Raw genomic sequence first — 14,130 nt, 5'->3', positions numbered from 1 at the left:
CCGACGTTCCCCGCTCGCAGCAGCGCCAGTGGCCTGGTTTTGCGCCGCCCAATGGCCGGTTTTTGCTCCGCCGTTGACAGCTTCCGGGCTTCCCGCGATCGGCTTTAGCCGCTGCCCTGGTGTCAACGAGTTGATCGTCGACGGCGTTAATGGCTTTCTTGCCGAAGAGAGCAGCGCCTCCTCGCTCGCCAAGACCTTGCGGCGGGCGCTCGAAGACGAGCAACGCCTTGCCCAACTCGGCAAAAATGCCGCGGAGATAGCGGAAACTTACTCTGTCGAGACGTCACTTCAGAAATGGCGCCAGGCCTTGGAAGATCTGCTTAACCCACAGCCAAATAGGCTGTGGGGCTACCTCAGTCAGATATGGCGCCGCCTGAACTTGTTCTTCCCGGCGTTTCGCACGAGGGCCTAGGCGCGGCGGCGGCGGGGCACAATGAAGCGGGGCGTCACGGATCCAACGGCGTCTTGCTTCCCACATCCCGCCAGGGTTGGCCTAAACGACTCTCAAAGCGATCACGGAGCGCCCACATCAAAGGTATGCGTCGGAAGGCAATACCTGGTAGGCTTAGAGGATCGAGACCCGTCCAGGGATAGAATGGGTTCCTTCGGCCATAGGCCCAGATCTCCACGCGGCGGCTGGGCCTAGTTGCCGGCCCCCGTGCATGAAACCTCCCGGTATCCGCCACTACAAGAGTGTTGGCAGGAACGGCCAGAGCGCGAGGTCCAGGCAAGCCCAGTGCCGAAATTTCTGCGCGAGTGATCCGCATAGACCCTCGGGCAGACAATCGATCCATGGCCTGCGCACCCTGCAGGCTACGTTCTCGTTCCCATTCGATGCGTTCGCGGGTCAAGCGGTGGGAGCCGGGGACATAAACGAAGGGACCGTCCTCCTCCGTCACGTCATCCAGAAAATACCACGCCTTCACACAGGGGTGAAACGTATCCGCATGAAGATGGGTCTGTGGATCGACCTCTTCGTCGCGATGGGTGAGGATAGTCTGAATGTAGTAAAGCGGCTCGCTGGCATAGCTGCCCACATAACGCATCAGCCCCCGCCACCGGGGCGAGGAGAGAAGGTGCCGGACGGACGGCACGGCCGTGCAATAGGCCGCATCGAGCGCAATCCGCCGCGTGATCGTACCGCCCTGCACCATTTCGCGAGCCGGAGCCGAACGCCCAAGCAGCATCGCCCGCAACTGCGCAAATTCGGCATTCGGTAGAAAATTCCGAATGGCGACAAAACCCTGTGCGTCGAACTGGGTCCGATCCGGTTCGGAAACCAGTTTCTCGAGCCGCCGCCGTCGCTGCCAGGCGAGGCCGTGCGCCAGCTTCATCCGCCCGACATGCAAGCCAAGATGGTTGAGCGTGGACGAGCCGATAAGAGGATTGTCCAGAAAGGATTTGGCACCTGTGCCGAGTTGCGCTGCCCAATACATATATTGGACCGGCGCGAGGAGAGAGGCGATTTTCATTCAGCGCCTCCTCCGCAGGATCGAACCCGGTCGCGCGAGAGCAATCCCGTCATGATGCCGACCGTCCGCATGATCCTATGATGCTACCGTTGCGGCCATATCGTCGATCGCCATAGAGAGGTTCCCTTTTCCACAATATGCCCGTCACAGCTCTGCCAACCATCGATCCACGACGACGAAATGCCCCCCCCAGCTGGGCGGGACATAATCTAGCAGCCGCCGGAGCTGCGCCGCCCGCAGGCTGCTGTCCCACAAAGCATAATCGAGAATGATGTTCCGCCAAGCCAGGCCGTCGAGCGGGTCCGCATAATGCGGTATTCCAAGGCCGACATCCCGAAAAACACCGATATCGCTTGCAATTACAGGAAGGCCCGCGGCCAGCGCCTCAACGAGAGGCATGCCGAAACCCTCGACAAAGGACGGAAAGAGCAGGGCCCGCGCATGCCGCATATAATGGCGGACCACATCATCACCGGCACCTCCAAGCTCCACGACATGCCCGCGCAGCATCTCACAGCGATCCAACATGTCGACAGCCTGCTCGCATTCCCAGCCGCGCTGGCCGATGATGACCAACGCCGGCGCAGAATCCCCCATGTCCGCGATCATCGAACGCCATAGGGCAAGCATCAATGCGTGGTTCTTGCGGCCCTCGATCGTTCCCAGCATGAGGAAATAAGGCTTTGCCAGCGGCGGATCGCAATCCCCACCAGCCGCAAGGGCACCGGTAACCGGATCATCCGCCCCGAGCGCGACGGCGAGCGCCGGGGGCATGGAAAGCTGCCTGCTTCCGGCAAAGCGAGCGAGCGCCACCAGCGTATCATCCGAGTTCCCCAGGATGGCCGTTCCTGCTTGCAGCACATTCATCATCCGGCGGACGTGGCGCTCCTTTTCGCCGGCGCGACAATATTCAGGATGCGTGATCGGGATAAGATCGTGGACCATGAACACCGGCCGGACATCCAATCGGGCAAGCCACGCGGGTAGATCCTCAAGCTCAAGCCCGGTATGGCCGACATTGAGATAGAGCCGATTTCGTCCTTCCTGCCCGCCCAGAAGGCTTGGTGCCGCTCGCAATGCGAGGGCGCCGGCACGGCGGACGAAATCCCCCCCCCCTTCCAGCAGGAGCGAGAACAATTCGGTAGAGATCGCCGGAGGCAATATCCGTCGAAACCCCCGGCGTTGGACAACCGCCTGCGCACGATCGCCATAATGCGCCACATAGGCCATGCAGACGCGATCTATGCCCGTCGGCCGCCCACCGCGCGCGACGCGCCAGATCAAACGGCTCACATCAAGCAAGATCTCGCGGTGGGCGATCACGTCGGCCAATAGCTCTGCTCAGTTGTTGCTGACCGCATTGTCTACCGCCACGAGCGGGAGGATCGTCTGCGCGACGATGGTTACGAATTTCTGCAGTTCCGCAAACGGCGCCGTGGAAACGTAAAGCACGTCCTTGTTCCGCACCGGAAAATTCTGGGCAATGAAGAAGGTCTTGGGGTCCTTGAAATCGAGCCGGTAGATAACCGGCACCTTGCCATCCGGCGTAGTGCGCAACGGGGCATCCGTGGGATAGCCCAGCGCGGCAGGATCCTCGAACCGGAAGATGAAGACGCCCCGTGGGTTGGCACGTTGATTCTGGAGACCACCCACACGCCCGATGGCCTGCATGAGCGTGATGCCCTGCGCCTCGAAATTGACCTCCGCATTGCGCCCCGCGGCGCCCAGCACCGTGAATGCATAAGGCTGGAACAAGGCGGTCAGCACATCATTCGGCTGGAGAATGATGTTCTGCCTCGGATCCTTGATCACCTGTTCAAGCGACATCGTGCGGACGAGATTGCCGCGCGTCAATTGAACCGTCGTCTTGCTTACTGATTGCGGCGCGGCGGCAGTTGCCGACAGGACATCCAGAATGCGTTCGCCCTTGGGGGTCAGGGGCACGCGCGCGCTCCCCCCCCCCTCGCTCACCACTGTCGCCGTGGCCGACTGATTGCGCGCAATCCGCACGATCACCTGGGGTTGATGCGCCTTGCCCTGAAGCCGCTGAGCGATATCGGCGGCGACCTGCTGGGGGGATCGCCCGGCGGCCCTTACCGCACCAAGAAAGGGGATCCTTATATTGCCTTCCGGGTCGACGACCTGTTCGGGCAGGGCCGATTGGGTCATCCCTCCAGGCAAACCTACCATCGGCGCCATCGCCGCAGCGCCGAACAGAGCAGCCGGCGGCGCCTCCCATATCGCGACATCCAGCACGTCACCCGATCCCACTATGGTAGCCACCGGATGCCCATCCCCGAAAGTTTCGGAAAACAGGCTCGTCCGATCGAGCGACTTGATCCGCCGCGCCACTGCATCGTCGACATCGATCAGCTTGAGGCCGTAGGTGTCCTCCGCGGCCGAAGCTGCAACGGCATTCACCGTTCGGGAGGAGGGCCCGTCCGATCCCATCATGGAGCACCCCCCCAGCAGCGAGGCCAGCGCCATGCCCCCGAAAATGCCAGTGCGGCGCAACATCACCCGATCAAGACGCCATTCGGGCACCGCTCGACCTTCCATGTATTTCAATCCCTCTATCCTGGATGGCCGCGCGGCCCGCCAATCTACGATACACCGCCACCGTCCCCGCGACGCAATGCGCCCAGTCATACGTGCGGGCAACGGCTAATCCACGGATTATAGCGCCTTTGCGCCAAGCTTCGTCGATAAGGCCTTGCTCGATCGCTACCATGAATCCCGCTATGTCGTCCGGCTCCACAAGCATGGCCGCACCCTGCGTTACTTCCGGCAGGCAGGAGGCGCTTGCTACCAGCGCGGGTACGCCAGATGCCATAGCCTCGACGGGCGGCAGGCCAAAGCCCTCATATGTCGAAGGGTAAATGAACAATCGCGCACCGGCATATAAAGCCGGCAGCATATCTTCCGGCACATAACCCAGATAACGAACCCAGCCTTCGCGTTCCCCGATCGCGATAACATCGCGCAGGGCACCATTCAGCCATCCGCTGCCACCCGCCAGTATCAGCGGCCAACGCGAGCGCAAGCCAACCGGCAGGGCACCCCAGGCTTCCAGAAGACGGCCGATCTTCTTGCGAGGTTCCAATGTAGAAACACATAACGCGTATGCATCGGGCATGAGACCGAAGCGGGCCAGCAACGGTGCGAGATCCCCCGAGGTTCGCGGATGAAACGCATCGGCTACGCCGAGCGGCACAGCCGTGACCCTATCCTCCGGCAAGCCCGCGAAAGCCATCAGCTCCGCCCGCACCGTCTCGCTGTCGGTGATGACATGAGCCACACGTGCCATCGAACTGGCGAATTCTCGTTCGAACTGCGCGATCCTCGCGGCGGGATGTGTTTCTGGAAACCGGAAAACCGACAGGTCATGCACGGTGACTATGCCGCCTTCGACTTCCGGCGGAAGAAAGAAATTGGGGCCATGGAACAAGCTGTCGCGCAGCCTGCGGCCATGCTGGCGCCCGTGCCACCAGCGCATGAGCCGACCGCGACGGCGCGGAGATGAGGGCGCATCCGCCTCCAACAGCCGGGCTGGGTCCGATATCCACTGCCGTGCCCGATAATAATGCAGTTCATCGATCTCGGGACATGATTTCAGTCCTTTGCAGAGTTCCCAAGTATAGCGGCCGATACCGGAAAGATCAGGCGCGAGCGCCTCCACGCCCAAAATGACGCGCACAGCTACGCCTCCAGCATCCAGCGTAACGTCTCTTCGAATGGAGGCATGGAGACAGATCCGACAACCGCCTCCAGCCGAGCGCGGCTGCCGCATAGCGATTTAACCTCGTTCGCCCGCACGTAGGCCGGGTTGACCCTCACCTCCATCCGATGCCCAGAAATCTCCTCAAGCATTTCGAGAATTTCCGTCAACGATCGCGCGCGCCCGGAACAGATATTGAGCGTCCCGTTCGGCCCCGGCACGTCAAGCAGCCGCATATAAATATCCGCCACGCCCCGGACATCGGAAAAGTCGCGTGCCACGTCGAGATTACCCAGTTCAATGAAAGGCGCCCGTCGACGGACATGGTCGACGATCTTGGGCACGAGAAAATCAAGCGACTGTCCCCTTCCCGTATAGTTGAAAGGCCGAACGACGGTAATAGGCAGCCGCCCCTCATAAAGACGGGCGACATATTCCATGGCGAGCTTGCTCACGCCATAATCGTTCGCGGGGGCTGCTGGCGCCGCCTCATCCAATACGCCTTCGGTGCGATTGCCATATATGTTAGCGCTGCTTGCAAGCAGCACAGATCCGGGCTGGCCATCGCGATTCGCCAGGGCTTCAAGCAGATTGCGCGTTCCCAGAATATTGGTGCGATACATACCGTCGACATCGCCGTGCGCCACGAAGGCAATAGCGGCCAGATGGATGACCCGCTCGGGCGCGAGAGCCTCGACGATCCGATGCACGGCTTGGCGATCGCCAAGATCGACGATGTGGGCCATCCACCCTGCACCGGACGGCGGGGTATGCTCCGCTGCATGGATCAAGCCGTGCACCTCATGGCCGGCCGCAATCAGCCTGCTGGTGACATAGCTTCCTGTGAAACCGGAAGCACCGCTGACAAGCACCCGACTCACCGACACATCCTCCGCCATGAACGAGCCGGACCGATAGACCCGCCATAGTGCGTCGCCACATCGGCAACACTCAAAATGAGCCGCCTCCGGCATTTCGCCGCATATCGGCCTCCACCATCATATAGCAGAGCTCCTCCAGGTTGGTCCTGGGCTGCCAACCGAGCTGGTCGCGCGCCTTGGTCGCATCGCCAATTAGCAGATCCACCTCGGCGGGACGATGGAACTGGGGATTAATGCGCATCACCACTCGACCCGACGCCTTATCTACGGCTACCTCGTCATTACCTTCGCCTTCGAAGGCGATATCGAATTCCGCAGCCCGAAACGCCATTCTCACGAAATCGCGTACGGTTTCCGTCCGCCCCGTTGCTAGGACATAGGTATCCGGCCTGTCCGCCTGCAACATCTGCCACATCCCCTGCACATATTCCCGTGCAAAACCCCAATCGCGCCGAGCATCGATATTACCAAGCTCGAGGCAGGCGAGTTGGCCAAGCCGAATCTTGGCCACTCCGTCCGTGATCTTCCGTGTAACGAACTCACGCCCCCGCAAAGGGCTTTCATGGTTGAACAGCACTCCGCTGCATCCAAAAATACCGTGGCTTTCCCTATAATTAACCGTCATCCAATGTGCGTAGAGCTTGGCGACACCATAAGGGCTCCGCGGGTAAAAGGGTGTCTCCTCGGTCTGCGGCACCGCCTGCACTTTTCCGAACATCTCCGAAGTGCTTGCCTGATAGAAGCGGATCGAAGGATCGACGATGCGAATTGCCTCGAGAAGGTGGACCGCGCCCAAGCCGGTGATCTGTGCGGTTGTCATTGGCTGATCGAAGGAGACCCCAACGAAGCTTTGCGCCGCAAGGTTATAGACCTCCTTCGCCTGCGTCTTGTGCAGCATACGGATGCTTGCCGAAGGATCGGTCAGATCATATTCTAGAAGGTGTAGATTCGGGTGACCAAGAACCCCCAACTCCCCCAATCTCCAAAAATTGACGGAACTCGTCCGGCGATATGTCCCGTAGACTACATACCCCTTCGAAAGAAGGAGTTCAGTGAGATACGCGCCATCCTGCCCCGTCACCCCGGTTACTATAGCCGCAATCATGTTAATTCACCTTAGTATATATCCAACAATCACACCATTACGGCCGAGCTATCGCCATTACTTCAGAATATTTTTCCCGCCAGCTTGAGCCAAAGGTTTTATTAACGAAACCCAGAAAGGAATCGGTTTCGCTCTCGGAAAGAGAAATTTCCCATGGGGTGCATAGAACTTCCAAAAGAATGGAGAGATATTCTTCCGGCTCTCTATCCAGGCGTACCGCACCAATCATGGTAGGAACCTGCGTCGAATGGAGCTTGGTGTCAGGCCACAGGTAGAAAAGATAATAGGAGCCACGATTCCTGTGCTTGTGGCGTTCATAGGTACAGAGATTGAGATCATGCATCGCAACCCAGTCACCTCGTCGAAGCACTGATAGAACACTGATCATGTCGATCGTCGCCCAAGGATGCATGTGATGCCCGTCGATGAAAGCAAAATCGCATCGGCCGACATCACTGATCGCCTCATAAGCCGGCCTTCCGGTAAGCAGACGATAATGCGGCAATAATTCGGGCAAGAGGTCATCCACGACGCGTCCGGTAGGGATCGAGCCATCGAGATAGAATGTTTCGGAAAGATCGATCCCGGAGAGACGAAAATCGTCTTTCCGAGCAGCCAGCGCCTTCAGAGTAACGGCCGAACTCCACCCGCTAGCCACACCAATTTCCGTGACATGGCGAGCACCGACCAAATGCACCAGCCCTGCAAGAAAGCGGACGTCATGAGCAGAAATCGCCCCCCCTGCCCATTGTGGCCTGGAGGCGACAAATGAACGGGGACACAGGTCAGCGCCGACCACTTCCACATCGGCACTCGACCAGCCGACAGCCGCAGATTCTGTCGTCACCCTCTTCTCCCGCAAGGAAATGCCGTCAATCCAGCCATTCTGGATCAGCCCTCTCGCACAAACAAAATATTCACCGCATCGCGCCAACTGGCAGATCTAAATTTCTTCGCTTCTTCGCAAATTTTAGTTAGTGCGGACTCATCTGCGATCAGTTTTAATATTGCCTCTCGCCACTCAATATGATCATCCGCAGGCAAGCGGATCAATCCTTTGCTATTCACCTCTTCAGCGGATGGTATTATGTCGGATACTATGCAGGCTTTGCCAAAATACAGGCTTTCGACAGGAGGCATACCCCATCCCTCGGCCCGAGGTGGGTAAACCGTAAACATCGTATTTCTGTATAGATAGGCAAGCTCTCGCGACGAGATATCATTGAGGACCGATATGCCCTCTTCCCGAAGATCGTTCTTGAAAGAGTCTTCGCCATAGCGCTCAAAACCGCGCTGGGCTGTGCCGACGAATATCAGGCCGACATCCGAATACCCACCCCGTTCTGCAAGATCGCCCCGCACATCGCGCCACACTTCGCGGATGAAATCATGCCGCTTTCGGGCGTTCATGGAGGACACATACAGAATATATCGGGACGGAATTGCGAACGCAGGTGGCGTTGGGTCCGCCTCGACAAGCTCCTCATTTGGACCCAACCGTATCCGTTTTGTCTTGACCGATATTCCGCAGAGGGCAGTGAAACATGCTATGTCCCTGGCGGCCTGATCTGATATCGTGATTACCGTATCGGCGATTCCCAATAGCCTGGTCACATTCTCCCTAAAGCGTCCTCTGGTAGCTTCATCAAAGGAAGTTCTGTCAGTTACATACAGAATATCGGGAACATGCGCCCATAATAAAAGTCCGTTTGCGCGAACCAACGCCGAGAGATCGGAAAGCATGCGCGCGTTCGATATCCAAGGCTGCCCCAACAGCAGCAATCGCGTGCCGGGCTCCAGTTCCGGCCACGGGCGCACGGAATCCGCCGTCAAGCTCGAGGCAACCGCAAATCGCTTACGTGCAGGTGAAGGAACGGCCACGGCTCCACCGATGCCGAGCCTCTTCCTCAACCCCCTGGGCAGAAGGGTTCGGGGATTTTTAGCCATATGACGAAGCTTGCGTCCAAGCCTGCGCCAAATCCGGGCTTTTACAGGGCGTGCCACGATCGCAACTTGCGCTTGCACCGCCCTGGAATAGCATCCGTCTGGTAGACGGTCCGACTTGGCGACGTTCGCGATCGAACCGTTCGCCACGTCCTGGATCAAGCAGGGCACATAGGCCCGGTGCACGGAATTCCACACGATTACCGGCGTATCCGGCCGGGTTTCCGCCACAGCCTTGAGGACGCTGTACTCGACAGCGGTAACGCCCGTGAGGTGCTGCCCGTTCGCGAGTTGGTGGGCAAGATGGGTCGCGTCGACCACTATCGAAGACTCGGCAGGCATCTCTAGCGGTTTGGCGTCCACATCCCGCAAGACCCTGGCATAAAGATTCAGAGTGTCGCGCGTGTGGCGCGAGATGTCGTATCGTGCCACCGCAAATGCCGAGCGTTCGGCACGTTGAGCTTCCGGCTCCGGGCAGTCGATTTTCGCCTTTACCAGAGTTGCCAGCCCGGAAACGTCGCAGGGGTGGACATAATCAGCGAACGAGCCGAAATATTCCCGTTCCGATGCCATGTTCGACAGGATCAGCGGCGTGCCGGCGGCGGCGGCTTCCAAGGCGGCAAGAGGAGCCCCTTCGGCCCAGCTATTGAGAATGAAGCATGCCGCGGCCTTATAGGCGGATGCGAGCAATTGCCGATCCTCGATCCTGTCTATGTGGATGAAGTTAGAGCCGGCCCACTTCCTTACCTGATTGAAATAATCTGGATGCCCGACATGCCCGATGCAGACCAACGGAATCTTCAGGTCGCGGAGAGCCAGCGCGAGTATGGCCTGATTCTTCCGGGGTTCTATCCGCCCCACTGACAGAATGAAGCGATCAAGGCCGAATTTCTCCCGAAAGAGCGAGGCATCGCCATCCGCCATGGTTTGCGCGTCGACGCCGTTTCGAACGATTGACAAGGCCGCCGGTCGACAGCCCACCGCCTCGAGAAAGGCTTTTTCATACTCGCTGAGGCAAATGATATGGTCGGCCAACGCCACACCGCGCCGCAGAGCATCGAAATGCCCGGGCACGCCCTCTATCAGCGGCTCGGCCGAGTCAGCCGAGAAGGGCGGCGTGAGTGCCCTTATTTCAGCAATCCCCTGCTTAGCATCGGCAACATGCTCCGCCTCGTGCAATATTTGGGGAAGCGCCTGCTGATAGAAGTTCATCGCGCTGAGATTGAGCGCGATCGGCGAATATACCGTCCGGATACCGCGGCGCTTCGCACCGATGAGTTGCTCGATCGCCGAGTGGAGCGGCCACGAGTTGAAGATGTGGGCGATATCGGGGGAAACGGGCTCGCAAACCGAATCGATACCGAAGCCCTGGATGATATCCTCACCCATATCCGCCGCAGTCGCGACGATATTCGCCACGCGCGAGGTAGGCCCGCCCTTCGCCGATCGTTCCGAGCCATGGATGACGATTGCGGCCCTGTAGGTCGCATGCGTCACCGCGACGGACGTCCTCGTCCCGTGCCAGATGCGATCGAACAATTCGTCATGGCTAGCAGCCCAGCCCTGCCAATTGCGTTCCTCCACGAACCGCCGCGATTCCCGACGCTGTGCGACAAGGTCTTCCAAAACGAGGCGAAGCGACGCTGCATTACCATTATCGAACTTAATATGGGGAAAATCCTCCATCCACCCCACATCGGAAGCGATGACCGGAATGCCGCAGGCCAGCGCTTCGAGCACGCACATCGGCCCGCCTTCATAAAGGGCCGGGACGAGCACATAATCGAGGTCATTATAGAAATTCGCCATGTCTCCGTCGGGCACGTGGACCGATGGCCCTGGCCACCCCCGCCCGGTGAACCGCCATTCGATCCCGGGCACATCCATCACGGCGGCCACCAGCGCTTCGCCCTTCCGGCCGGTATGGTATGTGCGTCCAACCACGCCGATGCGAACCTTCGGAACGAAATGATCCAGGTCCACGCCCGGGGAAATGGTCGTTATATCGCCAAAGCCGGCCTGGACGAGCTCATGCTCATAGCGTCGTGACATGCACACCCGATGGTCCACTTCGGATGCGACATCGAAATATCGCTGGCGAGCGGCTTCCTCCCGCTCGGAATGGGTGAAGAAAGCCAATTCTATCGGGCTCACCCGCTGACGGCGAGCCGAATAATTCATATAATATTGGATATAAGCACGCGGATCGTCTTCCAGACCATATGTTATGCCTTTGCATCGCGAAGATATTTCCCGAGCACATTTTTCAAGGATCCAACCGTTATCGGCGATCTTGATGTGGACTCTAGGCCGCATTCGAGATTCCATGCAGCGGAATAGCTTCGTTCCGCCGCCCCGTTGCCGGCGATGATGTGGCTGACAAGGCATTGGCAAGCCGGCGCGCCGCCTGATCCCACCCTTCCCCTACACCGACGGTGCAGGCTCCGGGCACTTCGATCCAATCCATTATCGTCTTTGCAAGGGCTGCGGGCGAGTCGTTAGTAAAATAGGTCACCCGAGATCCACCGATCTCGCGAAATACCGGAAGATCGCGCGCCAGGACCGGCCGACCAATGCGGAGGGCTTCCACAACCGGCAGGCCATAACCTTCACCCAGGCTGGTGATCAGCAGGCCTTCGCAACGGCCATAACAGCGCGCCAGGACAGCATCGTCAGCGTCGGCCAACCAGAACAGCCGCCGGCCGGCTTCAGGATGCCGATGCAGGCGCGACTGCAATTCTTCGGTCTTCCAGCCTGACCGTCCGACGATCACAAGATTCGGCGCGTCTTTCTCATAGACCGACCAAACGCGCTCGAAGGCATCGAGCGCGCGATCATAGGCCTTTCGCGGCTCGATCGTTCCGACCATTAGTATATAAGGCTTGGCAATCGAATCCTCCGGCAACGCCTCGATTCCATGGCCGGATACGGGAACGGGAATATCGGTTCCCATCGGCAACCGGCCGATGGACATATGCGCGGAAGCATTTGGATGATGCTGTGCCAACCAGCCGCGCAGGCGATGCTCCACATCCGCGGATATGCAAAGTGCCGAATCCGCTTCCCAAGCCAGAAAATGCAGCCATTGCCGGAAATTGCGCGTCATCCGTTCGCTGAACCAATCCGGGCGCAGGACGGGTAATAGATCGTAGACGACGAGTTGCATGGTCACGCCCCGCCGCCGCCAAGCCCGCAACCGGCGACGGTGGCGAGGCAATATGTGGGCGCAGAGATCGAGCCCGAAGAAGATGTCTCCCGATCGCGGCCGAAGCGGCTCCCCAGGGTCAAGTCGCTGGCCGGGCTTTCGCCAGAGAAAGTCGGGATCGGCATAACGATAAGAGCGCGTTTTCGTGGCATAGACCGGGCGCACGCGAAAACCGGGGGGCGCATTCTCCCCCAGCGCAAGCAGCAGGGAACGGACCACCCGCTGTATACCGGTTCCGGCATCCTGCTGGTACAGGACCGAAACGTCCACCAGCAGCTCCGCCAGCCGCCCCGCGTGGCCGCCGACAGCGAGGCCGCTAAATCTGCCGAGCCAATGCAGCAGCGACCGCATAGCTATGCGACCGATCTGCCGTAGAACTCGTAGGCCTCATCGACATCGTCGAATGCGGTCATCACGCCGTCGATAAGGACCGCAGCCTTGTCGCAATGGCGTTTCACATATTCGCGATTATGGGAAACGATGATCATGGCGCGGTCGCCGCGCTTTTCGAACAGTTCCGTATGACATCTTTCCCGGAAGCGGCTGTCGCCAACAGCGACCACCTCGTCGATCAGAAAGCAATCGAACTCGATCGCCATGGAAATGGCGAAAGCAAGCCGGGCGCGCATGCCGGCCGAATATGTGCGAAGCGGCTCCCGAAGGTATATGCCAAGTTCGGAAAAATCCTCCACGGCGGCAATCTTGTCTTCGGCATCGACACCGTAGATGCGGCAGATGAACCGCAGATTGTCCAGACCCGTAAGGGCATTCTGAAAGGCACCGCCGAATGCCAGCGGCCAGGAAACACTCATCTTCCGTTCGATACGGCCCGCGCTGGGCTGCTCGGCCCCGCTTATCAGGCGCACCATCGTGGACTTACCAGCTCCGTTGCGCCCGAGTATGCCCACCTTCTCATGCCGCTCGATCCGCAGCGAGGCATTGCGCAGCACCGTGCGCGCGCCTTGGCGGGTCTCATAGACCTTGGTCACATTCTGAATATCAATCATTCGGGCACCACAGCGCGGCCGATCTTCCGCAGTTGCGCCAATCCCAGCAAGGTCAATCCCAAGCAGACCAAAGTCATATAGGCGATATCGTGATGCGCGGTGAACTGGGATCCGAAATAGCCATCCCGCAGATACTCGATCCCGTGCACCATCGGCAGCAGCAGCACGATATTCTGCATGGGAGGCGGAAGAGCGTCGACGAGAAATGCAGCGCCGGACATCGGAAAGAGCAGATAGGACAACGGATGCCAAAGCTTGTCGACCAGCTCATATTCTTCCGACAGCGAGCCCATGAGCAGCGCCAGGGCGGCACCGAACCAGGCGAGCATGAGCCAGCCGCCCACGACCTTGAGCAGGTCCTCCGGCATCTGGATCCATCCTATCGACAGAAAAACGATGGACAGCACGACGAAGGATACCGTCGCCCCTGATGCCTCGAGCAGGATGCGGGCAATGTAGATATCCATTGCCTTGACCTGGCGGTGAAACATCAGGGACAGATTCGGCTGAAGCGCCCCGATGCAACGGGCGGGCATGTTCCGCCACAACAGCACACTGGAATAGCCGGTGATGGCGAAAGTTACGATCGAGAGCGACGAACCATGGAGCGACTTGGTGGCCGTCCACAGCGCGGTAACCCCTAGCGTGAACAGCATCGGTTCGACGAACAACCACAAAAAGCCGATATTATGGCGACCGAAGCGGGTGAGCACCTCACGCAAAAACAGCGCACCAATAACCCTCCGCTGGATCACCCAGGCTTCCCGAAGAGCTGCGACTGAATCCATCATTCCACCC

12 protein-coding genes are annotated in these 14,130 nt (G+C 59.2%); 1 reads left to right on the top strand and 11 read right to left on the bottom strand.

Annotation, left to right across the window (positions count from 1 at the left end):
- Positions 1 to 412, top strand: a 412-nt coding sequence (locus CV103_RS20280) for a glycosyltransferase (protein ID WP_146163464.1), incomplete at its 5' end; no start/stop codon positions are given.
- A gap of 34 nt (positions 413 to 446) precedes the next feature.
- Here CV103_RS20280 and CV103_RS20275 read toward each other — a convergent pair.
- The 11 genes from CV103_RS20275 to CV103_RS20225 form a co-directional block, all read right to left on the bottom strand.
- Positions 447 to 1,472 carry a phytanoyl-CoA dioxygenase family protein gene (locus CV103_RS20275; protein ID WP_107396002.1) on the bottom strand — a complete coding sequence of 342 codons (1,026 nt, stop codon included), beginning with the start codon at positions 1,470 to 1,472 and terminating at the stop codon, positions 447 to 449.
- A 144-nt stretch (positions 1,473 to 1,616) separates the two neighbouring features.
- A complete protein-coding gene (locus tag CV103_RS20270; protein WP_211314435.1) occupies positions 1,617 to 2,795 on the bottom strand; it encodes a glycosyltransferase family 4 protein in 1,179 nt (392 codons plus the stop codon).
- Between the two features lie 18 nt (positions 2,796 to 2,813).
- Positions 2,814 to 4,031 (bottom strand): polysaccharide biosynthesis/export family protein, encoded by a 1,218-nt coding sequence (locus CV103_RS20265; RefSeq protein ID WP_245896985.1) that lies wholly within the window; start codon positions 4,029 to 4,031, stop codon positions 2,814 to 2,816.
- Complete coding sequence (locus CV103_RS20260) at positions 3,997 to 5,169, bottom strand: glycosyltransferase family 4 protein (RefSeq protein ID WP_107396000.1); 1,173 nt, start codon at positions 5,167 to 5,169, stop codon at positions 3,997 to 3,999. The genes CV103_RS20265 and CV103_RS20260 overlap by 35 nt, the downstream gene beginning before the upstream one ends.
- 2 nt (positions 5,170 to 5,171) lie before the next feature.
- Positions 5,172 to 6,089 carry an NAD-dependent epimerase/dehydratase family protein gene (locus CV103_RS20255; RefSeq protein ID WP_245896984.1) on the bottom strand — a complete coding sequence of 306 codons (918 nt, stop codon included), beginning with the start codon at positions 6,087 to 6,089 and terminating at the stop codon, positions 5,172 to 5,174.
- Between the two features lie 52 nt (positions 6,090 to 6,141).
- Positions 6,142 to 7,176, bottom strand: a complete 1,035-nt coding sequence (gmd, locus tag CV103_RS20250; protein ID WP_107395999.1) for a GDP-mannose 4,6-dehydratase — start codon at positions 7,174 to 7,176, stop codon at positions 6,142 to 6,144.
- Between the two features lie 37 nt (positions 7,177 to 7,213).
- The gene (locus CV103_RS20245) at positions 7,214 to 8,023 is read right to left on the bottom strand and encodes a class I SAM-dependent methyltransferase (protein WP_170112685.1); all 810 of its coding nucleotides are present in this window, start codon (positions 8,021 to 8,023) and stop codon (positions 7,214 to 7,216) included.
- 44 nt (positions 8,024 to 8,067) lie between these two features.
- Positions 8,068 to 11,436 (bottom strand): glycosyltransferase family 4 protein, encoded by a 3,369-nt coding sequence (locus CV103_RS20240; RefSeq protein WP_170112684.1) that lies wholly within the window; start codon positions 11,434 to 11,436, stop codon positions 8,068 to 8,070.
- Positions 11,426 to 12,676: a glycosyltransferase family 4 protein gene (locus CV103_RS20235; protein WP_107395996.1), complete on the bottom strand. Its 1,251-nt coding sequence runs from the start codon at positions 12,674 to 12,676 to the stop codon at positions 11,426 to 11,428. The genes CV103_RS20240 and CV103_RS20235 overlap by 11 nt, the downstream gene beginning before the upstream one ends.
- A gap of 2 nt (positions 12,677 to 12,678) precedes the next feature.
- Positions 12,679 to 13,332 (bottom strand): ABC transporter ATP-binding protein, encoded by a 654-nt coding sequence (locus CV103_RS20230; protein ID WP_107395995.1) that lies wholly within the window; start codon positions 13,330 to 13,332, stop codon positions 12,679 to 12,681.
- The gene (locus CV103_RS20225) at positions 13,329 to 14,123 is read right to left on the bottom strand and encodes an ABC transporter permease (RefSeq protein ID WP_107395994.1); all 795 of its coding nucleotides are present in this window, start codon (positions 14,121 to 14,123) and stop codon (positions 13,329 to 13,331) included. Before CV103_RS20225 ends, CV103_RS20230 begins: the two co-directional genes overlap by 4 nt.
- Positions 14,124 to 14,130 lie beyond the last annotated feature (7 nt).

It is taken from the genome of Edaphosphingomonas fennica (assembly GCF_003034225.1).
Lineage (GTDB): Bacteria > Pseudomonadota > Alphaproteobacteria > Sphingomonadales > Sphingomonadaceae > Sphingomonas_E > Sphingomonas_E fennica.
This window is presented reverse-complemented; position numbering and strand designations above follow the sequence as displayed.